The following is a 24,750-nucleotide window of genomic DNA, read 5'->3' as shown; positions in this document are numbered from 1 at the left end:
GGTTCACGGGTCTGCAGGAAGTCGGCGCTGGCGGAGTTGGATCAGTCAGGCTCCAGCAGGGCGAGAACGGCGTCGCGCCCGAAGCTCGCACCGGCGGGAACGCGCAGCGCTGCGATGCGTCCCGCCACCGGCGCCACGATGGGAACGCTGGCTTTGACGAGTTCGGCCACGCCGACCTCCTGTCCCACGGTCACGCTCTGACCGGGCTGCACATCCCAGCTTGACAACAACGCCTCGGCGTCGTCATCCAGTGAATCAAAGGCCACCGGATCCAGTCGCAGCTCAACCATGGGCGTACTGCCTTTCGAAGTCTGCCGCCAGCACGGCCCTGGCGGCGGCCACCAGATCAGCCACCTGTGGAATCACGGCCTGTTCGAGCACCCGGCTGTAGGGAATGGGCACATCCGGAACGGCCACGCGCCGCATCGGCGCCCGCAGCTTCACGCGCCCCAAGGCCTCGCCCACCACCGCCATCACCTCACCACTGAGCCCGTGGCTGCGGTAGTCCTCGTCGGCCACGAGCAAGCGCCCCGTGCGCGCCACCGAGGCGATCACCGCCTCCCGGTCCAGAGGGACCACGGTTCGCAGATCGATCACCTCCACATCAATGCCCTCGTCCGCCAGCCGGGCCGCCGCGATCTCGGCCTTGTGCACCATCTGGCTGATCGTCACCAGGCTCAGGTCGCGACCTTGGCGAACTGTGCGGGCACGGCCCAACGGGATGCGATACGGCGTCTCCGGCACGGCCACGGTGGCGCCTTCGAAATAGGACATCCAGGGCAGCCCCATCAGGCCTTTGTGAAACATGAAGACCACCGGGTTGTCGTCGGCAATGGCCTGCGCCATCAGGCCCTTGGCGTCATAGGCGTTGCTGGGCACCACCACTTTCAGCCCTGGCACATGCCCGAAGCTGGCGTACAAGCATTGCGAATGCTGGGCCGCATCGTTGTAGCCGCCACCGATGGCGGTGGTCAGCACGACAGGCAACTTCACCTGCCCCCCTGACATGTAGTGGTTCTTGGCCAGGTGGTTGTAGATCTGGTCGAAACACACCCCGAAGAAGTCGGCGAACATCAGCTCGACGATGGGCCGCTGCCCTTCAGCGGCTGCCCCCAGGGCCGCACCGATGAAGGCCGTCTCGGATATCGGCGTGTCGCGCACCCTGTCGGCGCCGAACCGATCGAACAACCCGGAGGTCGCGCCGAATATGCCGCCGTAGCGACCCACATCCTCGCCCATCACGAAAACCCGTTCGTCGGCGGCCATCGCCTCAGCGATGGCTTCGGAAATGGCCGCAGCCATGGTCAATTTGCGTTCGGTCATCACAGTGCCTCCTCGGCAAACACATGCGTCAGGGCCTCTGCGGCCTCGGGTTCAGCGCTGTCGCGCGCAAACCGGAAGGCCGCGGCCACCCGGGCGTGAATGTCGGCGGTCAATGCGGCCTCCGCTGCGTCGTCCAGCAGGCCATCCTGCTTCAGGCGCGCCGCCAGCGCGGGAATCGGGTCCTGCGCCCGCAGCGAGGCCACCTCGTCCTTGGGTCGATAGGTTTCAGGATCGCCCTGGAAGTGCCCGAAGAGACGGTCGGTGACCACCTCGATCAGCGTCGGCCCGCCGCCTTGGCGGGCGCGCGCCACCGCACCCCCGGCGGCCTCGAACACCGCCACCGGGTCGTTGCGCTCGACCAGCACCCCGGGCATCCCGTAGCCGGCGGCGCGCACATGGTTGAACGGCACGGCGGTCGAGTCGGCCTTGGCCACCGAAATGCCCCAGCGGTTGTCTTCGATCACGAACAGCACCGGCAGCTTCCACAGCGCCGCCAGATTCAGCGCTTCGTGGAATGCGCCCTGGTTGGCTGCACCCTCACCGAAGAACGCCACGGCCACCCGATCACTGCCACGCTGCCGGTAGGCCAGCGCGGCGCCACAGGCCTGCGGCGCGCCCGCCGCCACGATGCCGGAACAACTGAAGCGCCTGGGCGGATCGAAAAGGTGCATGTGTCCGCCCTTGCCGCGCGAGAGCCCTGTGACTTTGCCGAACATCTCGGCCGTCATTTCAGGAAGGGGCACGCCCTTCGCGATCGCAAAGTGGTGAGGCCGATGCGCACCGACCACCGTGTCGCCATCGTCCAGGTGCGCACACACCCCGACGGCCACCGGCTCCTGCCCGGCGGCCAGATGCATTTCGCCCGGTACCGGGCCGCTGCCGATGTCGAACGCGAGGCCTTTCTGAATCTTCGGCGGCAACTTGCCTTCCAGGTAGACCTGGGCCATGGTTTCCTCGTAATGGCGGATTTCCACCATTCGCGCGTACATCCAGCGCAGCTGGTCGGGGGTGGGGGACATGGGCTTCTCCGTGCCCGCCACAGGCGGGCGGTTGTCGGGACAGGCTGCGCTGAGGCGAGCGAAGCCGGGACGCTTGCGGGTGGAGACGGGCTCAGGCCCTGTCGGCGAAGAACTGGTGGTCGAGGATCATCTTCGTGCCGCCGTCTTCGTCGAGGAACACCACCGGACCATGGTTGGTGAACAGCAGTTCGCTGTCCTCCACAAAGCTGGTCAGCTCATGCAGCGCACCCAGCGGCTCATAGCCATAGTCCCCGGCCTCGGCGACGCCCATGCGGTAGTCCATGCGGCCTTTGATCATCAGGTACTCGCCCGCACCGTAGTGCCTGTGCGCCGGAAACGCCGAGCCCTTGGCGCAGCGGAACAGCACGGTCCAGACCCCGGTCTCGGAACTGGTGCGCAAGGTTTTGAAATCGATGCCGGGGCCAAATTCCACCCAAGGCTTTTCGCTGGCGCGCAGCAGCACTTCGGCGTTAGGGTTGGTGGTGGGGATGTTCATGTCCATGGTGTCTCCGTGTTATGGGTATGGGAGACGCCATGATGCGTGGCGGACGCCACGCTGTCTTGTCAAGGACTGACCGACGTTTGGTGTTCCTGCGCCAGCGAGAGTGCCTGCCGGCGGCACTCGCTGGCGCTCATGCCGAACGCCGCACGGAAACACTTGCTGAACTGGCTGGGGTCGTCAAAGCCCCAGTGGCCGGCAATCTCGGTCACCTGCCGTGCCGCCAGCAAGGGGCTTTCGAGGTCGCGCCGGCACATCGCCAGCCGACGCGCGCGGATGTGGCCACAGACCGTCTCGCCGCTGCCTTCAAACAGCTTGTGCACATTGCGCTCGGTCATTCGAAAGTGGCCGGCGATCGACGCCACATCCAGTGCAGCATCCGTCAGGTGTTCTTCGATGTAGGCCCGCACACGCTCCTGCAACATCAGGCGCAAGCTCGGCGCTGGCAAGGCCGGATGCTGGCCGAGGCACACGGCCAGCAGGTCCAGCGCGCTGTCCAGAACGGTTGGCCTGGCGCTGGGCGTCACCTGAGGCAGCCGATGGACCAGCGCCATCAGATGATCGACGAAGAGCCCTGCGGCTCCTTGGTGACCGTCGATGGGACGACCGACCAGATCGCGCACCCTCGGAATTCGCCTCAGCAACTGCGCCTCTGGCACGATCAAGGACAGTTGTCGCAGACGGTCACTCGTGGCAAATGCCATCGGCTGGGTGCTGTCCCAGAGCGTGAACATGCCAGCCTGCAATTCAATGTCGCTGCTGCCGTTCGGGCCGAAGCTCAGCCGTTCGCTGCCTTCTGCAACCATCACGACATTCAGGTAGGTGTTGTCGTCTCGGGCAATCTGCGGGGCGCGGCGTGAGCCCTTCACCCGGGCGCTGGCGGTGCAGTCGGTGATTCGAAGTTCCCCGACACGGAGCTGGCGCATGTAGGCCGGAAAACTCTCGCAGCGAATGCCCGGGATATCCCAAGCCAGATGCGCGTCCACAATGACCTCGCGCCAAGCGCCAAACTGCGCCGCAGGGGGCAGATCGACCGTGCTCCAGTGCTCGCTCACGGGTGCCATGCTGGTCTCCTGTTGTGGGCACAAGCCTATTTTTTTGGGACGCATCAGCGTAGCACGTCACCCCGTGACCTGAACAGGCCGGACTGGTGCGGTCGCGAACATGCGCTGGTGCACGAGTGAACGCCCCTTTCCACGTCATGAGGGTGAGCGACCAGCCCGCCGCTCTCCGTGCGCCGACGGCACAATGACCGATCTGCTCTCGGAACCTGCGCATGACCACGTTCACCAACCCCTACGCCAGCACCCGCCTGCCGCTGTTCGCGCGCAACGTCGTCAGCACCTCGCACCCGCTGGCCGCGCAGGCCGGGCTGCGCATGCTGCTGCAAGGCGGCAACGCGGTGGACGCGGCCATTGCCGCTGCCGCGGCGCTGACCATCACCGAACCCGTGAGCAACGGCCTGGGTTCGGACGCGTTCTGCATCCTCTGGGACGGCCAGCAGCTGCACGGCCTGAACGCCAGCGGCCCCGCGCCCATGGCCTGGACGCCGGACTACTTCCACCGCAAGCACGGCACCGATGCGCTCACGCCGCCCAAGCGCGGACTGGATTCGGTCACCGTGCCCGGCGCGGTGGCCGGCTGGGTGGCGCTGAGCGAGCGATTCGGAAAGCTGCCGTTCGCCGACCTGATGCAGCCGGCGATTGAACTGGCCGAGCGCGGTTATGCGGTGCCGGTGGTGGTGCAGCAGAAGTGGGCCGCGGCCACGCCCGAGCTGCAATCGCTGCCAGGGTTTGCCGAGGCATTCCTGCCCTGGGGCCGCGCGCCGCAGGTGGGCGAGCTGTTCCGCTTTCCGGCAGCGGCGCGTGGGTTGCGCGCCATTGCAGAGTCGAAGGGCGATGCCTTCTACCGTGGACCCATCGCGCAGGCCCTGGCCCGCTTCGCGACGGAACACGGCGGTTCGCTGACCGAGGCCGACCTCGCCGCCTACCGACCCGAATGGGTGACGCCCATTGCGCAGGACTACCGGGGTTACACGCTGCACGAGATCCCACCCAACGGCCAGGGGATCGCTGCGCTGATCGCGCTGGGCATCCTCTCCAACTTCGATCTCGCTGCCATGAAGGTCGACAGCGTGGCGGCGCAGCACCTGCAGATCGAAGCCATGAAGCTGGCCTTCGCCGACGTGTACCGCTTCGTCGCCGAACCCGGCGCGATGGACGTGACGGCCGCGCAGATGCTGGACCCGGCCTACCTGAAGCAACGCGCGGCGCTGATCGACATGAAGCGGGCGCAGGACTTCGGCGCCGGCAACCCGGCCAAGGGCGGCACGGTCTACCTGACCGCCGCCGACGAGCGCGGGATGATGGTCAGCTTCATCCAGAGCAACTACATGGGCTTCGGCTCGGGTGCGGTGGAACCCACCTTCGGCATCAGCCTGCAGAACCGCGGCCACGGCTTCAACCTCGGCACCGGCCCCGGCCGCAACACCGCCAACCTGGTGGCGCCGGGCAAGCGGCCTTTCCACACCATCATCCCGGCCTTCCTCACGAAAGACGGGCAACCGCTGATGAGCTACGGCGTGATGGGCGCCAACATGCAGCCGCAGGGCCACATGCAGACCCTGGTGCGCCTGCTGGACCACGGTCAGAGCCTGCAGGCGGCCTGCGACGCTCCGCGCTGGCGCTTCGACGCAGGCCTGCACATCAACGTCGAATCGGCCATGGACCCGGCCACGGTGCAAGGCCTGAAAGATCTGGGCCACCAGACCCGCCTGATCGACGACCCCTACCAGGACTTCGGCGCCGGCCAGTTCATCTGGCGCCTGGGCGACCCGGGCAGCGAAGGCTATGTGGCCGCGAGCGACCCGCGGCGGGATGGTGCGGCCGTGGGGTTCTGAGGCGACAGACAGCTTCGGCGCTTCTCTACAATCGCGCCCTTTTGCCCGAGGGAGCGCGCACCGTGAACATCGTCGTCCTGGAAGAACTCAAGGCCTACATCGAGCCGCTGACCCCTGACGAGCACGACGCGCTGGAGCGAAGCCTGCTGGCCGAAGGGTGCCGCGACGCGCTGGTGCTGTGGGGCGACATCCTGGTGGACGGCCACAACCGCTACGGCATCTGCACCAAGCATGGCCTACCGTTCCAGACCGTGCAGAACCCGCGCTTCCAGTCGATGGAGGACGTGCACCTGTGGATGATCGACCAGCACCTGGGGCGGCGCAGCCTGTCGGACTTCCAGCGCGGCGTGCTGGCGCTGCGCAAGCGCGAGATCGTGGCCGAGCGGCGCTCGCGCGCCAAAGCCGAGGCGGACAAGACCACCGCGCCGGTGCCCGAAGCGCCGACGGGCGACGCCCCCTGGGAAGGTGAGGCGCCCGCCGCCGCACTGGCCGCGGTGCTCGAACCCAAGCCCCTGCAGAGCCGCGAGGACATCGCGCGCGCCGCCCGCCTGAGTGCATCGCAGGTCGGCATGATCGAGAAGATCCAGAAGCAGGCCGCGCCCGAGGTGGTGGCCGCTGTGCGGGCCGGTGACATCTCGCTCAACGCCGCCGCCGTCGTCGCCACCCTGCCGGAAGAGGAACAGCGCGCCGCCGCGGCCGCCGGCAAGGACGAGCTGAAGCAGGCCGCCAAGCGCGTGCGCGAATCGCGCCGCAAGCCGCGTGAAGAGAGTGCCGAGAACGCCGGCAACGCTGCATCCGAAGCCTCGCCCGCCAGCGACGAGGTGAGCACCCTGCGCCAGCGCATCGCGCAGCTCGAAGCGGAGAACGCCGAGCTGCGCCAGCAGGTGCAGATGCTCAGCGCACAGCTGGTCTGACCCGGCCGCCGCGCGGGGCGCGTGCGGGACAATCGCGGGACCGCCCGCACGACCGCCCATGAACACCCTGCCCACACCCGCCACCCGCCCGCCCCACTGCTCGCACGGCCACGCCTTCGACAGCGGCAACCCCGCCGCCGAACGCGGCACGCGGCTGGTGATGTGGCTGACGCTGGTGACCATGGTGGTGGAGATCACGGCCGGCTGGTGGTTCAACTCCATGGCCCTGCTGGCCGACGGCTGGCACATGAGCTCGCACGCGGTGGCCATCGGCCTCTCGGCCCTGGCCTACGCCATGGCGCGGCGCCTCGCGGCCGACCCGCGCTTCGCCTTCGGCACCTGGAAGATCGAGGTGCTGGCCGGTTTTTCGAGTGCGCTGTTCCTGCTGGGCGTGGCGGTGCTGATGGTGGTGGGCTCGATCGAGCGCCTGCTGGACCCGCAGCCGATCCGCTACGTCGAAGCCATGGCGGTCGGCGTGCTGGGGCTGGTGGTGAATCTGGCCAGTGCCTTCATCCTCGGCGGTGCGCACCATGGCCATGACCATGGTCACGATCACGGTCACGCGCACAGCCATCACGAGCACCACGGGCATGACCACGACGGCCCGGGCCACCACGAAGACCTGAACCTGCGTGCGGCCTACCTGCACGTGATCGCCGACGCCGCCACCTCAGTGCTGGCCATCCTGGCGCTGGCAGGCGGCTGGTGGCTGGGGTGGAGCTGGCTGGACCCGGTGATGGGCATCGCGGGCGCGGTACTGGTGGCGCTGTGGGCCAAGGGCCTGATCGCCGAGACCGGCAAGGTGCTGCTGGACCGCGAAATGGACCACCCGGTGGTGGGCGAGATCCGCGAGGTGATCGACGAGCACCAGGCCGCCCACGGCCTGCGCCTGACCGACCTGCACGTCTGGCGCGTGGGCCGCGGCGCCTGGGCCTGCGCGCTGACCCTGGTCACCAACGACCCGGCGCTGACCGCCGACGCCGTGCGCCAGTGGCTGTCGGTGCACGAAGAGATCGTGCACGTCACCGTCGAGCTGCAGCGCGGCTGAGGCCGCGCCGCGCTCAGGCCGGCTGCAGGAACACGCGCGCCTTGCGCGGCGACACCACCAGCGTCTCGCCTTCCTGGAAGCCGAGCTCGCGGAACTGCTGCGCCGGGATCTGGGCCTCGATCAGCGGGTCGTGGCCTTCGCGCGGTGCCGCGTCCACGGGCATCAGCTCCAAGCGGGCGATGGGGCCGACGACGATGGCGCGGTCCAGGCGCGCGACGATGCCCTGCGGGCGTCCCGCGGCATCGACCTCGCCACCGGCCTGGTAGCGGTGCACGTCCAGGTCGTGCGGGCGCACGTAGGCGAAGGCCTGGGCGTTCTGGGCACCGGCGTGTTCGGGCGTCTGGATCGCGACACCGTCCAGGTGCAGCAGACCTTCGTGCGCGCGGCCGTGGAACAGGTTCACGTCGCCCAGGAAGCCATACACAAACGGGCTGGCCGGGTGGTCCCACACGTCCTGCGGCGAACCGACCTGCTCGACCACGCCCTGGTTCATCAGCACCACGCGATCGGCCACTTCCAGCGCCTCTTCCTGGTCGTGCGTGACAAAGATGGAGGTGACGTGCAGCTCGTCGTGCAGGCGGCGCAGCCACCTTCTCAACTCTTTGCGCACCTTCGCGTCCAGCGCGCCGAAGGGCTCGTCCAGCAGCAGCACCTTGGGTTCAACCGCGAGCGCACGCGCCAGGGCGATGCGCTGGCGCTGGCCGCCCGAGAGCTGCGAGGGGTAGCGGTCGGCAATCCAGTCCAGCTGCACCAGCTTGAGCAGGTCCGTCACCTTCTGCTTGATCTGGGCTTCGCTGGGCCGCTGGCCGCGCGGCTTGACGCGCAGGCCGAAGGCCACGTTCTCGAACACCGTCATGTGGCGGAACAGCGCGTAGTGCTGGAAGACAAAGCCCACGTTGCGCTCGCGCACGTGCACGTCGGTGGTGTCTTCGCCGCTGAAGTGGATGCTGCCGGTGTCCGGCGTTTCCAGGCCGGCAATGATGCGCAGCAGCGTGGTCTTGCCGCAGCCCGAGGGGCCCAGCAGGGCCAGCAGCTCGCCGGAATCGATGTCGAGGTGGACGTTCTTCAGCGCATGGAAGCTGCCGAAGTGCTTGTTGACGTCGCGGATCTGGATGCTCATGGTCTTTCCTCGTTCGGGTCAGGCGGCGGTGGCCACGGGGGCCGGCGCGGGCCGTGCATTCGGGTTCTCGGGCGGCAGTTCGGCAGACGCCTTCAGCTCGCGTTCGTGGCGCCACTCCACCACGCTCTTGATCACCAGCGTGACCAGGGCCAGCAGGGCCAGCAGCGAGGCGACGGCGAACGCCGCGACGGACTGGTACTCGTTGTAGAGCACCTCGATGTGCAGCGGCATGGTGTTGGTCTGGCCACGGATGTGGCCCGAGACCACGCTCACCGCGCCGAACTCGCCCATGGCGCGCGCGTTGCACAGGATCACGCCGTAGATCAGGCCCCACTTGATGTTGGGCAGGGTCACGCGCCAGAAGGTCTGCCAGCCGGTGGCGCCCAGAACGATGGCGGCCTGTTCTTCGTCGTTGCCCTGGGACTGCATCAGCGGGATCAGCTCGCGCGCGATGAAGGGGAAGGTCACGAAGAGGGTGGCGAGGATGATGCCGGGCACGGCGAACACGATCTTGATGTCGTGCGCCATCAGCCAGGGGCCGAGCCAGCCCTGCGCGCCGAAGACCAGCACATAGATCAGGCCCGCCACCACAGGCGAGACCGAGAACGGCAGGTCGATCAGCGTGGTCAGGAAGGACTTGCCCTTGAACTCGTACTTGGCAATCGCCCAGGCCGCGGCAATGCCGAACGCCAGGTTCAGCGGCACGGCCACGGCGGCGGTGATCAGCGTCAGGCGGATCGCCGCCCAAGCATCGGGTTCCTTGAGCGCTTCCCAGTAGGCGTCCCAGCCCTTGCGAAGGGCTTCGGTGAACACGGCCGCCAGCGGCAGCACCAGGAACAGGAACATGAACACCAGCGCGATGCCGGTCAGCGTCCAGCGGACCCAGGGCGCCTCGGTGGTGCCGCGCTGGGCGGTTCTGACGTTGTTCTGGCTCATTGCGAATTCCCCGCCGAACGCTTGCGCTGCCAGCCTTGCAATCCGTTGATGACCAGCAGCAGGATGAAGGAGATCACCAGCATCACCGTGGCCACCGCAGTGGCACCGGCGTAGTCGTACTGCTCCAGCTTGCCGATGATGATCAGCGGCGTGATCTCGGAGACCATGGGCATGTTGCCGGCGATGAAGATGACCGAGCCGTACTCACCCACGGCGCGGGCGAAGGCCATGGCAAAGCCGGTCAGCAGCGCGGGCGCGATGCTCGGGAAGATGACGCGGCTGAAGGTCTGCCAGCGCGTGGCGCCCAGGCAGGTGGCGGCCTCTTCCAGCTCCTTCTCGGCGTCTTCGAGCACCGGCTGCACCGTGCGCACCACGAAAGGCAGTCCGATGAAGATCAGCGCGATCACCACGCCGTTGGGGTTGAAGGCGAGCTGGATGCCGTGCGGCTCCAGCAGCGAACCGATCCAGCCGTTGCCGGCCAGCAGCGCGGTGAGCGAAATGCCGGCCACGGCGGTGGGCAGCGCGAACGGCAGGTCCACCAGCGCGTCCACGATCTTCTTGCCCGGGAACGGGTAGCGCACCAGCACCCACGCCACCAGCAGGCCGAACACCACGTTGACACAGGCTGCGATGAACGAGGCGCCGAAGGTCAGGCGGTAGGACGCCAGCACGCGCGGCGAGGTGACCGCCTCCCAGAACTGCGGCCAGGTCAGGGTGAAGGTCTTGAACACCAGCGCCGAAAGCGGGATCAGCACGATCAGGCTCAGGTAGAGCACCGTGATGCCCAGCGTGAGGTTGAAGCCCGGCAGCACGCGCGCGCTGCGGCGAGGACCGGAAGAAGGAGCCGTCCCGGCGGAAAGCGTGGCAGTGGTCATGGGAAGGAGCCCAAATCGGAACGAGTGACGTGTCTTTGAACAGGGGTGCGGTGGAACCGGCTTCGCCGGGCCACTCGCACCGTCCCCCTGCCCAGCGCCGCAGGCGCGCCAGAGCGGGGGGAAGCCGCGTCAGCGGCGCAGGGGGGTGTCCTTATTTACCCGCGGTGTACAGCTTGTCGAACTGGCCGCCGTCGTTGAAGTGCACCTTTTGCGCCTCGCCCAGCGAACCGAAGTACTGCTCGACGGTGAAGAACTTGATGGGCTTGAAGGCGCTGGCGTACTTCGTCAGGACGGCGTCGTTGCGCGGACGGATGTTGTGCTTCGCGGCGATCTCCTGGCCTTCGGGCGAATAGAGGAAGTCCAGGTAGGCCTTGGCGTCGGCGGCCGTGCCCTTCTTGGCCACGGTGCGCTCGACGATGGCGACCGGGTTCTCGGCCACGATGGACGCACTGGGGTGGATCGCGTCAACCCGACCCTTGCCGAACTCGTTGTCCACCGACACCACCTCGGACTCGAAGGTCACCAGCACATCGCCAATGTTGCGCTGCAGGAAGATGCCGGTGGCATCACGCCCGCCACGCGCCAGCACCGGCACGTTCTTGTAGAGCTTGCTCACGAACTCGGCGGCCTGCGCGTCGGTGCCGCCCTTGGCGCGCACCTGGCCCCAGGCGGCCAGGTAGGCCATGCGGCCGTTGCCACCGGTCTTCGGATTGACCACCACCACCTGCACGCCGGGCTTGATCAGGTCGTCCCAGTCCTTGATGCCCTTGGGGTTGCCCTGGCGCACCAGGAACAGCATGGTGGACGTGGTGGGCGCGGCGTTGTTCGGGAATTTCTGGCGCCAGTCCTTGGCGACCACGCCCTTCTCGGCCAGGAAGTCCACGTCGGTGGTGGTGTTCATGGTCACCACGTCGGCGTCCAGGCCATCGGCCACGGCGCGCGCCTGGGCACTCGACCCGGCGTGCGACTGGTCGACCTTGATGTCCTTGCCGGTGGTCTTCTTGTAGTGGGCGACGAAGGCCGTGTTCAGGTCCTTGTAGAACTCGCGCGCCACGTCGTAGGAGACGTTGAGCAGCGTGGTCTGGGCGGAAGCGGCGGAGGCGGCGGCGAAAGCGATGGCGCCGAGGGCGAGCTTGAAGGTGTTTTTCATGGAAATCGGGCTCCGATAGAAGGAATGCATGGCATTCTGAAACCGTGTCGTTCTAAATCAAACGACTTTGTTTTTGTTTTCTTATTCGAATATCGAATAAAGCTCAGGCCGCCAGCGGGAGCGGTTGCGACGGCGTGATCTCCGCCCCCAGCGCCTGCAGCAAGGCCAGGCCCAGCGGCCACTCCCCGTGCCCGGACTCCACATTGATGTGGCCTGCGTCGTTCAGGCGCATGAACTCGCTGCCCCAGGCGCGGGCATAGGCGCCCGCCAGCCGGACCGGGCAGTAGGGGTCGTTGCTGCTGGCCACGACGATGCTGGGGAACGGCAGTCGCTGGTAGGGCACGGGTGCGAAATCGGCCAGCACGCCGCGCCGCTCGGGGTCGGCCGGCGCCACCAGCAGTGCCGCACGGATGCGTGCCTTGACGGCGTCGGGCAGGTGGGTGGTGGCGATGCAGCCCAGGCTGTGCGCGGCGATCACCACATCGCCGGGCGCCTGCTCGATGGCGCGCGACAGCTGGTGCACCCAGGGCCGCCGGAGCGGGCTGAGCCAGTCGTCCTGTTCGACCCGCAGGACCTTGGGCAACCGGGTGGCCCAGAGGCTTTGCCAGTGGCCAGGACCCGAGTTGCGCCAGCCGGGAACGATGACAACGGTGGGAGAAGACATGCGGCGATTCTGGTCAGCACGCATCCAAACACAAACGACTGAGTCGTAGTTTGCTTATGCGTTTTGCGTCTATGACCGCCTAGACCGCCCCTGCGCAGAGCGGATTTGCCAGGGTGCACGCGCTGACTCAGGAGGAGACCGGCACGAACAGGCTTTGTTTCATGGTGTCGATCACGACGTGGGTGGTCATGCGCACCACCTGGGGGATGTGGGCCATCAGCCGCGCCGACAAGGCGTCGTAGGCCTTCACGTCGCTGGCCACCACCACCATCATGATGTCGAAGCTGCCCGTCACGTAGTAGACCTGCTGCACCGCCGGCTCACCCAGGGACCACTGGCGAATGCGTGGCAGGGCCTCGTAGTTGTCCTTGATCTCCAGCCCCGCCAGGAAGTGCATGGTGTTGCCCACCGCCTGCGGGTCCACCACCGCCACCTCGGCGCTGATGGTCTTGTCCTGGCGCATGCGCCGCAGGCGGCGCTGGACGGCCGATGCAGACAGACCCACCGCCTCGGCGATCACCTCGGCATTGAGTTGGCAATCTTTCTGGACCAGGTCCAGAATCTTGCGGTCGAAAACATCCAGGTCGCTGTCCATGCGGCGATTCTAGGCACAGCATCTGCGTGCCGCTGCCGCGCAGCACCGCCACCCGATTCGCCGCCTGGCCGCACCGTGCGCGGCGTTTTTGCCGCCACACCGCATTGCGGGCACAGATACTTCCCAAGCTTTTTGCGCTGAAAAAAGCAGTTTGCCCCGCACACCGGGACGCTGGCGGTGCTGTTCTGTCGGGTGTTCGATGTGCTTTCCTCTGGAGATTAAAAGATGAGTCGTTCGCTGTTGAGTTGGTTGGTCGCTGGCGTGGTGTCGGTCAGTGGTTTCGCGCATGCGCAGGACGTGGTCCGCATCGGGACGCTGTCGGACTACGCTCCCTTCGAGTACCGCGATGCCAAGGGTGAGCTCAAGGGCATGGAGATCGAGCTGGCCAAAATCATGTGCAAGCACATCCAGGCCAAGTGCGAATTCGTGACGATCGACTTCGACGCCCTGATCCCCGCCCTGAAGGCGAAGAAGATCGACGCGGTGGTGGCCCAGATGTCGATCACCGACGAGCGCAAGAAGGAAGTGGACTTCACCGACCTGTTCACGCTGGCCCCTGTGCAGTACGTGGCCAAGGCAGGTTCGGGCATCTCCGACGATCCGGCCACGCTCAAGGGCAAGACCGTGGGCGTGTACAGCGGGTCCACCCACGAAACCTACCTCAAGAAGCGCCTGCCCAAGGGCTCGTCGGGCATCGCGACCAAGTCGTACCCGTCGCAGGACCCGATCTGGCTGGACCTCGAAGCCGGACGGGTGCAGGCCGCACTGACGGACACCACGGTGGCCCACGAATGGCTGGAGAAGACCGGCAAGGCCAAAGGCTTTGCGCTGGTCGGCAAGCCGCTGAGCGACCTGGCCATCTTCGGTGAAGGCACCGGCATCGCCGTGCGCAAGGGCGACCCGCTGCGCACGCGCCTGAACGGCGCGATCAAGCAGGTGCTGAGCGATGGCAGCTTCGCCGCCGAAAACAAGAAGGTGTTCCCCTTCAGCATCGCGCCGACTGCCAAGTAAGCGGTCAGGTGTCCAGGCCAGGCCATCGGTTGCGATGACCTGGTTTTTTCTTTTCCGGATGTGAACGCATGGATGACTTGTGGCCGTACGCCGGTCAGTTGCTGCAGGGTGCCTGGATCACCGTGCAGCTGGCCGTCTGTTCGCTGGCGCTGGGCATGCTGCTCGGCCTGCTGCTGGCGGCGGGCAGCCTGAGCCGGCTGGCCTGGCTGCGCCGAGGGGTGATGCTGTGGACCGCCGTGCTGCGCGGCATCCCCGAGTTTCTGATCGTGCTGGTCTGCTACTTCGGGCTGTCCAACCTGATCAACACCCACTTCGACGGTGCCATCGACCTCAGCCCGTTCGCAGCCGGTGTGTTTGCACTGGCCATCGTGTTTTCCGCCTACGCCGCCGAGGTGTTCCGTGGCAGTTTCGCGGCCATCCCCAAGGGCCAGATCGAAGCGGCGCAGGCCCTGGGCCTGCGGCCCGTGCAGATCTTCTTTGCCGTGCGCCTGCCGCAGGCCTGGCGGATTGCCCTGCCCAGCCTGGGCAACCTGTGGCAGTCGCTGTTGAAAGACACCTCGCTGGTGTCCGTGGTCGGGCTGGAAGACCTGCTCAAGAAAGCCAACATGGCCGGACAGGCCACCCACCAACCCTTTGTGTTCCTGGTGGCGGCCGCGGCGGTGTACTTCGTCTTTCTCCACGCGTCCCAACCCGTCCAGCACTGGCTGGAACGGCGGGCGGGTGCGGGCTTCGGACCGAGGGCTGCATGAACCTCGAAGCACTGGAATCCTGGCTGGGCCTGCCCGCCGACAGCGCCCTGGAGGTCTGGGAAGGCCTGGTCACCACCGTGCAACTGCTGACAGGTTCGGTGGTGCTGGCCTTCCTGCTGGCGGTGCCCCTGGCACTGGCGGCCACCTCGGGCCATGCGTGGCTGGCCCGGCTCTCGCGCGGCTACAGCGCCGCGTTTCGCGGCACGCCGCTGCTGGTGCAGCTCTTCATCCTGTACTACGGCGTCAGCCAGTTCGAGGCGGTGCGCAACTCACCCGCCTGGTGGCTGCTGGAAGACGCGTTCCATTGCGGTCTGCTGGCGCTGAGCCTGAACCTGGCGGCCTACATGGCCGAGGACCTGCGCGCCGGCATCCTGGCGGTGCCCATCGGCGAGAAAGAAGCCGCATTGGCCCTGGGCATGAGTGTCCACCAGGTCAACCGGCGAATCGTGCTACCGGCGGCCTGGCGCATCGCCACCCCCGCCCTGGGCAACGAGGTGATCGCCCAGCTCAAGGCCACCGCCCTGGTCAGCACCATCACCGTGCTGGACCTCACCGGCGTGGCCCGTCGCCTGTCCACGGCGGCCTACACCACCGACGCCCTGGTCATGGCCGGCGTGGTGTACGGCGCCATCACCCTGCTGATCGTGCTGGCGGTGCGGCTCATTGAAAGACGCTTCGGCCCCGCCGGCCGACGTTAGACCGCCCGCCCAGAGGCTCCCCATGAACTCCGACATCCACATGAACACGCACACCCACCCCTTGCAGCAAGCCCTGGCCGACCAAGGCCTTTTCGTGCTCGACGGCGCACTGGCCACCGAACTGGAGCGGCGCGGTGCCGACCTCAAGGACCCGCTGTGGTCGGCCAAGCTGCTGATCGAGCAGCCCGACCTGATCCGGCAGGTGCATCTGGACTACTTTCTCGCGGGTGCCGACGTGGCCACCACCGCCAGCTACCAGGCCACCTTTGAAGCGTTCGCACGGCGTGGCCTCGGCCACGAACAGGCGGCGGACCTGATGCGCCGCTCGGTCCAGCTGGCCTGCGAAGCCCGCGACGCCTTCTGGTCAGAACCGATCAACCGTACTGGCCGGCGCAAACCCCTGGTGGCCGCATCGGTGGGGCCCTACGGCGCCATGCTGGCAGACGGCTCGGAGTATCGCGGCTATGAAGGTGTGTCCCGCGAAGCCCTGGCCGCGTTTCACCGGCCCCGGTTGCAGGTGCTGGCCCACGCCGGAGCGGACCTGCTGGCCTGCGAAACCCTGCCCTGCCTGGCCGAAGCCCTGGCCATTGCGGACCTGCTGCCCGAGTTCCCGGAGGTGCAGGCCTGGATCAGCTTTTCGTGCCGCGACGGCGAACACAACAGCCAGGGCGAACCGCTGGCGGACTGCGTGGCCGCGCTGGACAGCGTGCCCCAGGTGGCAGCGGTGGGACTGAACTGCACCGCGCCGGAGTTCGTGCCCTCGCTGGTGGAGCGTGCCCGTGCGCGCACGAGCAAACCCATCGTGGTGTACCCCAACTCCGGCGAACACTACGACGCGGTGGGCAAGGTGTGGCAAGGCGACGGCCAGGCCCACGACTTTGCCGCCCAGGCCATGCGCTGGCACAACCGCGGTGCCCGCCTCATCGGCGGCTGCTGCCGCACCGGGCCGGACGACATCCGCGCCCTGCGGCAAGCGGCCGAAGCGGAGGGAGCCCTCAAGCCGGCAGCGACCTGAGCCGCGGGCCTGCTCCACCAGAGCAGGCATGAGGAACCCCCTGATGTGTGTGACAGCGAACCAGCGGGCGCCTTACTTCTTGGTGTAGATCTGGTCGAACGACGCACCGTCGGCAAAGTGCTCCTTGGCCGCCTTCTCCCAGCCACCAAAGGCCTCGTCGATCCTGAACAGGTTGAGCTTGGGGAACTGCTTGCCGTACTTGGCCTGTGCCTTGGCCGAGATCACCGGGCGGTAGAAGTGCTTGCCGATGATGTCCTGGCCTTCTTCGGTGTACAGGTACTCCAGGTAGGCGGTGGCCACGGCGCGCGTGCCTTTCTTGTCCACGTTCTTGTCGACCACGGTCACCGCTGGCTCGGCCAGGATGGAGAGCGAGGGGTACACCACGTCGAACTTGGTGTTGAACTCCTTCTCCAGCAGGTAGGCCTCGTTCTCCCAGGCGATCAGCACGTCGCCCTGGTTGCGCTGTGCGAAGGTGATGGTGGAGCCACGGGCGCCCGTGTCGAGCACCGGGACGTTGCCGTAGAGCTTGGCGACGAATTCCTTGGCCTTGGCGTCGCTGCCGAACTTGCGCTTGGCAAATTCCCAGGCGGCCAGGTAGTTCCAGCGGGCGCCGCCCGAGGTCTTCGGGTTGGGGGTGATGACCTTCACGTCGGGGCGGACCAGGTCGTCCCAGTCCTTGATGCCCTTGGGGTTGCCCTGGCGCACCGCCAGGATGATGGTCGAGGCGTAGGGCGTGCTGTTGTGCGGCAGGCGCTTCTGCCAGTCCTTCGGAATCCAGCCGCCATTGGCGTTGAGCGCGTCGGTGTCACCGGCCAGTGCCAGGGTGGCCACGTCGGCGTCCAGGCCGTCGATGATGGAACGGGCCTGCTTACCCGAGCCACCGTGGCTCTGCTTGATGGTCACGTCCTGGCCGGTCTTGGCCTTCCAGGCCTTGGCGAAGGCGGCGTTGAACTCCACGTACAGCTCGCGCGTCGGGTCGTAGGACACGTTGAGCAGGGTCACGGGCGCGGGCTGGGCCCAGGCGGCGCCGCTGGCGGCGGTCAGCGCGGCGACGGCGATGAGGGAGGTGGCGAACTGGCGGCGGGTGGTCATGGTTTTGCTCCGGAATGGGTGATCAACGGAACGGATCATGAAAGCCGGCTCTCAAAACTGGAACGAATACGTTTTCAGTTATTTATTACCAAATCAACTGAGCAAACCGTCTGTCGTTGTCTATGGCGCCGATTCGGACAATCAAATGGCCAGAATTGATAGTTTTTAACAAAATTCAAGCCTTCCCCGATTGCCCCGCTGAGGAGCTTCCATGACCGCCCTGATCCGCCAAGTCCGCCCTGTCTGGTTGCAGATGCAGCAGCTGGAACTGCCAGCACCGCCGCATGCTTTGCGTCATGCCTTGATGGCCCTGGGTGTGGGCCTGCTTGTCATGGCCGGGCTGGCTGCGGGCAGCACCTTCTGGGCCCCCACCCGCCACTGGTGGGACGCCACCGGCGCCAGCAGCGGCATGACAGCCGGCGTACAGGCGTCGCTGATCGCAGCGCTGGCCACCGCGGTGGGCGCATTGCCCGTGTTCATGGTCGAGCGACTGGGCAAGCGACAGGAAGCGGCCTTCATGGCCTTCGCCGCAGGCGTCATGCTGGCCGCGGCATTCTTCGCGCTGCTGCTGCCCTCGCTGGACGCCGGTCGGGCGCTCATGGACTCCACGGCCGTCGGCGCGGTCGGCGCCGCTGGCCTCACCGCCCTGGGACTTGCCCTGGGCATGACGCTGATGCTCGCCATCGACCGCTTCACCCCGCACGAACATGCCGTGCTGCCGCCCGCCGCCGCCGGCCACGCCATGCCGCAGTCCGACGAGCACACCACCGGCCAGCGCGCCTGGCTCATGGTGCTGGCCATCCTGATTCACAACGTCCCGGAGGGCTTGGCCGTCGGTGCCGCCTATGCAGGCACCGCGCTGGGGGTCGACGGCAGTGAGGCGTTGAATACGGGCGCCTCGGTGGCGCTGGCGATCGGCCTGCAGAACATGCCCGAGGGTCTGATCGTCGCCATGGCCCTGCGCACACTGGGCCAGAGCGCCGGCCGTTCCTGGGCTGTGGCCGCGCTCACCGGCCTGGCCGAACCCTTCGGCGCCGTCGTTGGCCTTGCCGTGCTCGGGAGCCTGCCGGCCTTGTACCCGGTGGGTCTGGCCGTCGCGGCCGGCGCCATGCTGTTCGTGGTCAGCCACGAGATCATTCCCGAGACGCACCGCAACGGCTTCGAGGGCATGGCCTCGGTCACGCTGATGGCTGGCTTCATCTTCATGATGCTGCTCAACTCGATGGTGTGAGCAACGACGAAGCCATCTGGCACCGCTGCCGTGTGCGGGCAGGGTGCCTGCAAAGACTCAGGTACGAAAAACCGCCATCAGGGAAATGAGATCGGCGGACTGTCTCTTGAGGCTTTCAGAAGCCGCGGCGCTCTCCTCCACCAGCGCAGCGTTCTGCTGCGTACCCTGGTCGAGGGACACCACGGCCTGGTTGATTTCCCGAGCACTCGTGGCTTGGGCGGAACTGGAGGTGTTGATCTCCGCAATCAACTGACTGACTTGGTTGACCTGCCCCACGATCTCACTCATGGTCTTGCCTGCCACCTGAACCAGCGACTGCCCTTCGTCCACACGTTCAACCGATGCGTCGATAAGGGTCTTGATCTCTTTCGCAGCCTGTGCGGAACGTTGCGCCAGTGAGCGCACCTCCCCGGCCACAACCGCAAACCCTCGCCCCTGCTCTCCCGCCCGTGCAGCCTCAACCGCAGCGTTGAGCGCAAGGATGTTGGTCTGGAAGGCGATGCCATCGATCACCGCGATGATCTCGGCCATCTTGCGGCTGCTGTCGGTGATTCGCTGCATGGTTTCCACCACCTGAGCCACCACAGAGCCGCCGTCGTTCGCCACGTTCAGAGCCGAGCCTGACAACTGCGCGGCACTGCTGGCCGTTTCAGCGCTGCGCGCAATGGCATCCACCATGTTCTGCATGGACGCAGAGGTTTCCTCCAAGGATGCAGCCTGCGACTCGGTGCGAATCGAAAGGTCTGCGTTGCCGCTGGCGATTTCTGCCGAGGCAGTCGCCACGTTTTCCGCCGACTCGCGAACGCTGGACACCAGTTCAAGCAAACGCTTGCGCATGTCGTTCATGGATTGCACCAGATCGCCCACCACATCACGAGACGGCACTTCCATGGACTTCGTCAGATCGCCTTCAGCGACCGTGCGTGCGAAGTCGGAAGCCTTGCGCAGTGGCAGCACGATTGCACGATGGGTGGCCCACGACAGCAAGACAGACACGGACACCGCAACCACCATCACGACCAGCAGGAACAGTGCACCGCCCAAAGCTGATTCCTGGTTGGAGCTCACCAGGTTCGCCACACCCGCCTTCTCGGCGGTGACCATGTCGCGCAGGAGCTTGGAGGCATTCGCATACTCGGCATCAAGCGTGAACACGAAGCTGGCTGCAGTGGCCACCCCTGCGCTCTTGATGTCCAGGGTCTCACGAACAGTCTTGTCGTAAACCTGGAACACCTTGGACAGCTCCGCCATCTGCGTGCGCTGTTCCGTCGAAATGCCCGGATCATCCGCAACACTTTGGAGCTCTTTTCGGTACTGGTCCAGCTCTTTCAATATGCGACTGTCGAGTTCTGCAATGCGTTCAGCCTTCTGCCCGATGGACTCCCAGGACAGCGTCTGCATGACCTGCCCCTGAAGCCCCTTGATGGCGCCATCCAATGCCTGGATGCGCTCCATTCTGGGCATGTTGACTTCATTCATCGAGCGCTGCGCCTCCAGCAGGCGCATACCCAGCCAGGTGGTCAGCAGGGCCACGATGACCAGGGAGGCGATCGCCACCAGCGGCGCGAGTGAAAGCTTGGCACCCAAAGAGAGCCTGTTGAGCAGTTTCATGACGTCTTTCAGAACGACAGCATTGGAAGAACGCGATGCACAGCGTGCACCGCCGCAGTCCATCCTGCGCGCGGTACACGCATTGAAAGGCCAGCTCAGCGATAGATGCCGACGCCGATCAGACCCTTGCCGTCCGGCGTCTGGCGTACGTAAGAGCTTTTGCCTTCCACCTTCTTGGTCTGCGGATGGGCCCAGTCGTAGTCCACCCAGCCCGTTCCCTTGGCCACGACTTCCTTCATGGCCGGGAAGATGGCCTTGCCGTTGGCGTCCTTCATGTTGCTCATATCGCGACCCACCAGCTTGTCGTTGGCCCCGTGGGCGATGAAGGTGCCCTTGGTATCAAAGACGAACACGTACAGGTCTTTCTTGACCCATGCAGCCTTGTCTTTGGTGAAGTCATCCAGGGCCTTGGCATCCCCAGCCTTTTTCATGTGGTCGAAAGCCGCATTGACCATCTGCATGGCTTCATCTTTGCTGCCGCGGTCTTCGGCCAGAACGGGGGAACCCATCGCGAGGAGAGCGGCGGTGGTGAACACGGCGGACAAGGCATGGCGACGAATCATTTGTAAGCTCCAGAATGGATAGAAAAGTAGTGGGCTCGCGGCCACCGCGGCCTCACGGCGACATTGGTCGTCCCAGAACTATCGACCCAAGCGCGAACAGCTTTAGTCGGAAATAGCGTGGGGAATCACTCGCAGATCCGGCCTCTGACCGGGCGCAAGACTTCTGTTGCCTCATGTCTGCCCACTCCTGGCGCCCAGGGCATTCCCTTCCTCCTGAGGGGTAACATGCCCCGCATGAACGTCCATATCCGCTTCCTGGGTGCCGCCGGCACCGTGACCGGGTCCAAATACCTGGTCGAGTTCAACGGTCAGAGCCTGCTGGTCGACTGCGGGCTGTTCCAGGGCTACAAGCAGCTGCGCCTGCGCAACCGCGCCCCCCTGCCGGTGCTGCCCAACCACATCGGCGCCGTGCTGCTGACGCATGCGCACCTGGACCACAGCGGCTACCTGCCGCTGCTGGCCAAGGAAGGTTTCCACGGCAAGGTCTGGTGCACACCGGCCACGCGCGACCTTGCGCAGATCCTGCTGCCCGACAGCGGCCACATCCAGGAAGAAGACGCAGCCTTCGCCAACCGCAAGGGTTTCACCAAACACGCGCCCGCCCTGCCGCTCTACACCGAGGCCGACGCCCTCGACTCGCTCAAGCTGCTGCACGCCGTGCCCATGGACCGCGCCTTCGAGCCGCTGCACGGTTGGACCGCGCGCTTCATCCGCGCCGGCCACATCCTGGGCGCGGCCAGCCTGCTGCTGGAGGTGAGCGGCAAAAAGATCCTGTTCTCGGGCGACCTGGGGCGGCCCGACGACATGCTGATGCTGCCGCCCGAGAAGCCACCCGCCGCCGACGCGGTGGTGATCGAATCCACCTACGGCGACCGCGAACATCCCGACGAGGACGTGCTGGCCGAACTCGGTCCGGCGCTACAGCGCGTGGCCGCGCGTGGCGGCACCGCGGTGCTGCCGGTGTTCGCCGTGGGCCGTGCGCAGGAAATCCTGCACGCCATCGCCCTGCTCAAGGCCAACGGCGTGCTGCCGCACAGCCTGCCGATCTACCTTGACAGCCCGATGGCCGTGCACACCACCGACCTCTACGACCGCCACCTGGGCGAGCACCGCCTGAACGCCGCGCAGTGCCGCGACATGGAGCGCGTGGCGAAGATGGTGCGCAGCGTGGACGAATCGAAGGCGATCGCGCAGCAGCACGGCCCCAAGATCATCCTGGCCGCCAGCGGCATGGCCACCGGCGGCCGCGTGCTGCACCACCTGGCGCTCTACCTGGGCCACCACCGCAACATGGTGGTGCTCACCGGCTACCAGGCACCGGGCACGCGCGGCGATTCGCTGTCCCGCGGCAACAAGGCCATCCGCATCCACGGGCAGGACGTGTCGGTGCGCGCCGAGGTCGTGCAGCTGCAGTCCGCCTCGGCCCACGCCGACGCCAGCCAGCTCATGGACTGGCTGCGCACCTCACCGCACGCGCCTCACCGCGTGTTCATCACGCACGGCGACCTGGGCGCCTCCGACGCACTGCGCCAGCGCATCGAACACGAACTCGGCTGGCGCGCCCTCGTTCCCGAACACGGTTCCACCTGGGCTGTCTGATTCCTTTTCCGTTTTCATGAACCGTCTCTCACCGCTTCTGGCGGCTGCCGCGCTGGCCATCGCCCTGCCTGGCTTCGCGCAGACCGAACCCACCGCCATCCCGCCCGAGTTCACCCAGTGCCTCGACGGCTTGCGCGACAACGCGCGCCGCGAGGGCGTATCGGAAACCACCTTCCGCTTCCTGACCCGCGACCTCGCGCCCGACATGAGCGTGATCGACAAGCTGAACTACCAGCCCGAGTTCAGCATGCCGATCTGGGACTACCTCAGCGGTCTGGTCGACGACGAGCGCGTGCAGCAGGGTCAGACCATGTTGCAGCAGCACGCAGCGGTGCTCGAACGGGTGCAGCAACGCTTTGGTGTCGACCCCGCCACCGTGGTCGCGGTCTGGGGCGTGGAGAGCAACTTCGGCCAGAGCCTGGGCAAGTACCCGCTGGTGCAGGCGCTGGGCACGCTGTCCTGCTACGGCCGACGCCAGTCGTTCTTTCAAGGTGAGCTGTACGCAGCGATGCGCATCCTGCAGGCCGGTCACATCGCGCCCGAGCGCCTGGTCGGCTCCTGGGCCGGCGCCTTCGGCCACACCCAGTTCATGCCCAGCACCTTCGAGCGCCTGGCGGTCGACGGCGATGGCGACGGCAAGCGCGACCTGATGGACAACACCGCCGACGCGCTGGCCTCCACCGCCCACTTCCTGGCCAAGGCCGGTTGGCAGAGCGGCCAGCCCTGGGGCTTCGAGGTGCAGCTGCCGTCCGGCTTCAGCACCGACGGCGAGGGCCGGCGCAGCAAACGGCCAGTGAGCGAATGGGTGGCGCGCGGGCTGCGCAAGGTCGACGGCTCACCGTTGCCCACGGGCCTGGGCAGCGCCGGCCTGATGACACCCTCGGAACCGACCGGCCCCGCCTTTCTGGTGTTCAGGAACTTCGATGCAATCTACAGCTACAACGCCGCCGAAAGCTACGGCCTGGCCATCGCCCACCTGAGCGACCGCCTGCGCGGCGCCGGCCCATTCGCCACCCCCTGGCCCACGGACGACCCGGGCCTCTCGCGCGCCGAACGGCGCGAACTGCAGGTCCTGCTGCTGCTCGCCGGCCACGAGGTGGGACTGGTCGACGGCATGCTCGGCGACAAGAGCCGCGCCGCGATCCGCGCCGAGCAGGCGCGGCTGGGGCAGGAGGTCAATGGGCGTGGGGGGATGAAGCTGTTGAAGGCTTTGCGCTCCGAGACGCCGCCGTCACTGCCTGCCGCGGACATTACCCCAGCTTCACCGCCGTCCCGCTGACGGCCACCATCATCATCCCGTTGGTCTCGCCCAGGACCTCGTAGTCGAAGTCGATGCCGATCACGCCGTTGGCGCCCAGTTCCTTGGCCGCCTCGATCAGTCCTTCCAGTGCCGCGTCGCGCGCCCCGGACAGCGCGCGCTCATAGCCTCCCGCCCGGCCACCGACCACGTCGCGCACGGACGAAAACATGTCGCGGAAAATGTTGGCGCCGATGATGGCTTCGCCGTTGACCACGCCCAGGTACTGCTTCTGCTGGATGTCCGGTGGCGTGGTGGTGGAGAGGAAGAATCCGTCGGTGCTTTTGGAAAACCAGCCCATTCGTGTGCTCCGGTTGAAATGAAGACGCACCGCGTGGCGGGTGCCCACCCATTCTGACCCAACGTTCCAGCGGCGGAGGTCAGAGCCAGCCGAACTGCGCACGCACCTCGCGGGCCGTGACGTTGATCGGCGCGGTGCCGGCCTGGATGTACTGGCGCAGGTTGGTCGCGCGCACGCCACCGCCGTCCTGTCCGAGCACCGCCACGCCCTTGATGCGCCAGCCTCGCTCGCGCAGACCCGTCACATAGGTCAAGGCGTCGGGGTAGTCCATGAGGTCCGTGTGCACGGCATTCGGCAACAGGGAGAACAACACCGCATCGCAGCGCGAACGGTTCACCTCCTGTACAAAATCGTCCAGCGTCGTGCGGGTGTTCTGCAACGCGCCGACACGGGCATAGAAACGCACCGGTCTGCCGGATTGCAGCTGGATGTCGCGCACGCTGCGGTTGAAGCAACCGGTCAGGCTGCGGATGACGGAGGTCTTGCGGGTGTTGGCGTTGCCGATCAGCAGATATGCGTCCATGCTGCCATTCTCATGCAA

At 66.5% G+C, this 24,750-nt stretch carries 26 protein-coding genes; 10 read left to right on the top strand and 16 right to left on the bottom strand.

What is annotated here, in order from left to right; translation table 11 throughout:
* Positions 1–41 precede the first annotated feature (41 nt).
* From ACFOPI_RS05800 to ACFOPI_RS05780, 5 genes are all read right to left on the bottom strand, one after another.
* Positions 42–290 carry a biotin/lipoyl-containing protein gene (locus ACFOPI_RS05800; RefSeq protein WP_382172007.1) on the bottom strand — a complete coding sequence of 83 codons (249 nt, stop codon included), beginning with the start codon at positions 288–290 and terminating at the stop codon, positions 42–44.
* Entirely contained in the window at positions 283–1,323 is a 1,041-nt protein-coding gene (locus ACFOPI_RS05795; RefSeq protein WP_382172005.1) for an alpha-ketoacid dehydrogenase subunit beta, read from the bottom strand. Before ACFOPI_RS05795 ends, ACFOPI_RS05800 begins: the two co-directional genes overlap by 8 nt.
* On the bottom strand, positions 1,323–2,342 hold the full coding sequence (locus ACFOPI_RS05790) for a thiamine pyrophosphate-dependent dehydrogenase E1 component subunit alpha (RefSeq protein WP_382172002.1): 1,020 nt from the start codon (positions 2,340–2,342) through the stop codon (positions 1,323–1,325). The genes ACFOPI_RS05795 and ACFOPI_RS05790 overlap by 1 nt, the downstream gene beginning before the upstream one ends.
* Positions 2,343–2,433: 91 nt before the next feature.
* Positions 2,434–2,838, bottom strand: coding sequence for a 2,4'-dihydroxyacetophenone dioxygenase family protein (locus ACFOPI_RS05785; RefSeq protein ID WP_382171999.1), 405 nt, complete (start codon positions 2,836–2,838; stop codon positions 2,434–2,436).
* Positions 2,839–2,906: 68 nt separating this feature from the next.
* Complete coding sequence (locus ACFOPI_RS05780; RefSeq protein ID WP_382171997.1) at positions 2,907–3,896, bottom strand: AraC-like ligand-binding domain-containing protein; 990 nt, start codon at positions 3,894–3,896, stop codon at positions 2,907–2,909.
* 221 nt (positions 3,897–4,117) lie between these two features.
* Here ACFOPI_RS05780 and ACFOPI_RS05775 point away from each other — a divergent pair, with 221 nt between their 5' ends.
* The 3 genes from ACFOPI_RS05775 to dmeF all read left to right on the top strand — a co-directional run bounded on the left by ACFOPI_RS05775 (position 4,118) and on the right by dmeF (position 7,702).
* The gene (locus ACFOPI_RS05775) at positions 4,118–5,740 is read left to right on the top strand and encodes a gamma-glutamyltransferase family protein (protein ID WP_382171994.1); all 1,623 of its coding nucleotides are present in this window, start codon (positions 4,118–4,120) and stop codon (positions 5,738–5,740) included.
* A gap of 62 nt (positions 5,741–5,802) precedes the next feature.
* Positions 5,803–6,654, top strand: coding sequence for a plasmid replication/partition related protein (locus tag ACFOPI_RS05770; protein WP_382171992.1), 852 nt, complete (start codon positions 5,803–5,805; stop codon positions 6,652–6,654).
* Between the two features lie 58 nt (positions 6,655–6,712).
* Positions 6,713–7,702 (top strand): CDF family Co(II)/Ni(II) efflux transporter DmeF, encoded by a 990-nt coding sequence (gene dmeF / locus ACFOPI_RS05765; protein WP_382171989.1) that lies wholly within the window; start codon positions 6,713–6,715, stop codon positions 7,700–7,702.
* A 13-nt stretch (positions 7,703–7,715) separates the two neighbouring features.
* Here dmeF and ACFOPI_RS05760 read toward each other — a convergent pair whose 3' ends face one another.
* The 6 genes from ACFOPI_RS05760 to ACFOPI_RS05735 all read right to left on the bottom strand — a co-directional run bounded on the left by ACFOPI_RS05760 (position 7,716) and on the right by ACFOPI_RS05735 (position 13,042).
* The gene (locus tag ACFOPI_RS05760) at positions 7,716–8,822 is read right to left on the bottom strand and encodes a sulfate/molybdate ABC transporter ATP-binding protein (RefSeq protein ID WP_382171986.1); all 1,107 of its coding nucleotides are present in this window, start codon (positions 8,820–8,822) and stop codon (positions 7,716–7,718) included.
* A gap of 18 nt (positions 8,823–8,840) precedes the next feature.
* Entirely contained in the window at positions 8,841–9,758 is a 918-nt protein-coding gene (gene cysW / locus ACFOPI_RS05755) for a sulfate ABC transporter permease subunit CysW (RefSeq protein ID WP_382171983.1), read from the bottom strand.
* Positions 9,755–10,633, bottom strand: a complete 879-nt coding sequence (gene cysT / locus ACFOPI_RS05750) for a sulfate ABC transporter permease subunit CysT (RefSeq protein WP_382171980.1) — start codon at positions 10,631–10,633, stop codon at positions 9,755–9,757. Before cysT ends, cysW begins: the two co-directional genes overlap by 4 nt.
* A gap of 151 nt (positions 10,634–10,784) precedes the next feature.
* Positions 10,785–11,783 carry a sulfate ABC transporter substrate-binding protein gene (locus tag ACFOPI_RS05745; RefSeq protein ID WP_382171978.1) on the bottom strand — a complete coding sequence of 333 codons (999 nt, stop codon included), beginning with the start codon at positions 11,781–11,783 and terminating at the stop codon, positions 10,785–10,787.
* Between the two features lie 103 nt (positions 11,784–11,886).
* Entirely contained in the window at positions 11,887–12,447 is a 561-nt protein-coding gene (locus ACFOPI_RS05740; protein WP_382171975.1) for an RBBP9/YdeN family alpha/beta hydrolase, read from the bottom strand.
* A gap of 127 nt (positions 12,448–12,574) precedes the next feature.
* Positions 12,575–13,042, bottom strand: a complete 468-nt coding sequence (locus ACFOPI_RS05735) for an Lrp/AsnC family transcriptional regulator (protein WP_308326508.1) — start codon at positions 13,040–13,042, stop codon at positions 12,575–12,577.
* A gap of 225 nt (positions 13,043–13,267) precedes the next feature.
* Between ACFOPI_RS05735 and ACFOPI_RS05730 the strand changes: the two genes are divergently transcribed.
* The 4 genes from ACFOPI_RS05730 (at position 13,268) to mmuM (ending at position 16,515) form a co-directional block, all read left to right on the top strand.
* The gene (locus tag ACFOPI_RS05730; RefSeq protein WP_382171973.1) at positions 13,268–14,053 is read left to right on the top strand and encodes a transporter substrate-binding domain-containing protein; all 786 of its coding nucleotides are present in this window, start codon (positions 13,268–13,270) and stop codon (positions 14,051–14,053) included.
* A 68-nt stretch (positions 14,054–14,121) separates the two neighbouring features.
* Positions 14,122–14,802: an ABC transporter permease gene (locus ACFOPI_RS05725; protein ID WP_382171971.1), complete on the top strand. Its 681-nt coding sequence runs from the start codon at positions 14,122–14,124 to the stop codon at positions 14,800–14,802.
* Positions 14,799–15,500 carry an ABC transporter permease subunit gene (locus tag ACFOPI_RS05720; RefSeq protein ID WP_382171968.1) on the top strand — a complete coding sequence of 234 codons (702 nt, stop codon included), beginning with the start codon at positions 14,799–14,801 and terminating at the stop codon, positions 15,498–15,500. Before ACFOPI_RS05725 ends, ACFOPI_RS05720 begins: the two co-directional genes overlap by 4 nt.
* A gap of 22 nt (positions 15,501–15,522) precedes the next feature.
* Complete coding sequence (mmuM, locus tag ACFOPI_RS05715; protein WP_382171966.1) at positions 15,523–16,515, top strand: homocysteine S-methyltransferase; 993 nt, start codon at positions 15,523–15,525, stop codon at positions 16,513–16,515.
* A gap of 72 nt (positions 16,516–16,587) precedes the next feature.
* Here mmuM and ACFOPI_RS05710 read toward each other — a convergent pair whose 3' ends face one another.
* Complete coding sequence (locus tag ACFOPI_RS05710; protein WP_382171964.1) at positions 16,588–17,607, bottom strand: sulfate ABC transporter substrate-binding protein; 1,020 nt, start codon at positions 17,605–17,607, stop codon at positions 16,588–16,590.
* A gap of 211 nt (positions 17,608–17,818) precedes the next feature.
* Between ACFOPI_RS05710 and ACFOPI_RS05705 the strand changes: the two genes are divergently transcribed.
* A complete protein-coding gene (locus ACFOPI_RS05705; RefSeq protein ID WP_382171962.1) occupies positions 17,819–18,838 on the top strand; it encodes a ZIP family metal transporter in 1,020 nt (339 codons plus the stop codon).
* 57 nt (positions 18,839–18,895) lie between these two features.
* On the opposite strand, the gene ACFOPI_RS05700 is transcribed toward ACFOPI_RS05705, so the two are convergent.
* Both ACFOPI_RS05700 and ACFOPI_RS05695 read right to left on the bottom strand, forming a co-directional pair.
* On the bottom strand, positions 18,896–20,449 hold the full coding sequence (locus ACFOPI_RS05700; protein ID WP_382171959.1) for a methyl-accepting chemotaxis protein: 1,554 nt from the start codon (positions 20,447–20,449) through the stop codon (positions 18,896–18,898).
* A gap of 95 nt (positions 20,450–20,544) precedes the next feature.
* The gene (locus tag ACFOPI_RS05695; RefSeq protein WP_382171957.1) at positions 20,545–20,985 is read right to left on the bottom strand and encodes a cache domain-containing protein; all 441 of its coding nucleotides are present in this window, start codon (positions 20,983–20,985) and stop codon (positions 20,545–20,547) included.
* A gap of 261 nt (positions 20,986–21,246) precedes the next feature.
* Between ACFOPI_RS05695 and ACFOPI_RS05690 the strand changes: the two genes are divergently transcribed.
* Together ACFOPI_RS05690 and ACFOPI_RS05685 are read left to right on the top strand one after the other, a co-directional pair.
* Entirely contained in the window at positions 21,247–22,611 is a 1,365-nt protein-coding gene (locus ACFOPI_RS05690; RefSeq protein WP_382171954.1) for an MBL fold metallo-hydrolase RNA specificity domain-containing protein, read from the top strand.
* 16 nt (positions 22,612–22,627) lie between these two features.
* Positions 22,628–23,890, top strand: coding sequence for a lytic murein transglycosylase (locus ACFOPI_RS05685; RefSeq protein ID WP_382171951.1), 1,263 nt, complete (start codon positions 22,628–22,630; stop codon positions 23,888–23,890).
* On the opposite strand, the gene ACFOPI_RS05680 is transcribed toward ACFOPI_RS05685, so the two are convergent.
* Both ACFOPI_RS05680 and ACFOPI_RS05675 read right to left on the bottom strand, forming a co-directional pair.
* The gene (locus tag ACFOPI_RS05680) at positions 23,862–24,209 is read right to left on the bottom strand and encodes a heavy metal-binding domain-containing protein (RefSeq protein WP_382171948.1); all 348 of its coding nucleotides are present in this window, start codon (positions 24,207–24,209) and stop codon (positions 23,862–23,864) included. The two genes, ACFOPI_RS05685 and ACFOPI_RS05680, sit on opposite strands and share 29 nt — an antisense overlap.
* A 79-nt stretch (positions 24,210–24,288) precedes the next feature.
* Positions 24,289–24,732 carry a hypothetical protein gene (locus ACFOPI_RS05675; protein ID WP_382171945.1) on the bottom strand — a complete coding sequence of 148 codons (444 nt, stop codon included), beginning with the start codon at positions 24,730–24,732 and terminating at the stop codon, positions 24,289–24,291.
* Positions 24,733–24,750: the final 18 nt, after the last annotated feature.

The sequence above is a fragment of the Hydrogenophaga luteola genome, from assembly GCF_042648585.1.
Lineage (GTDB): Bacteria > Pseudomonadota > Gammaproteobacteria > Burkholderiales > Burkholderiaceae_C > Hydrogenophaga > Hydrogenophaga luteola.
This window is presented reverse-complemented; position numbering and strand designations above follow the sequence as displayed.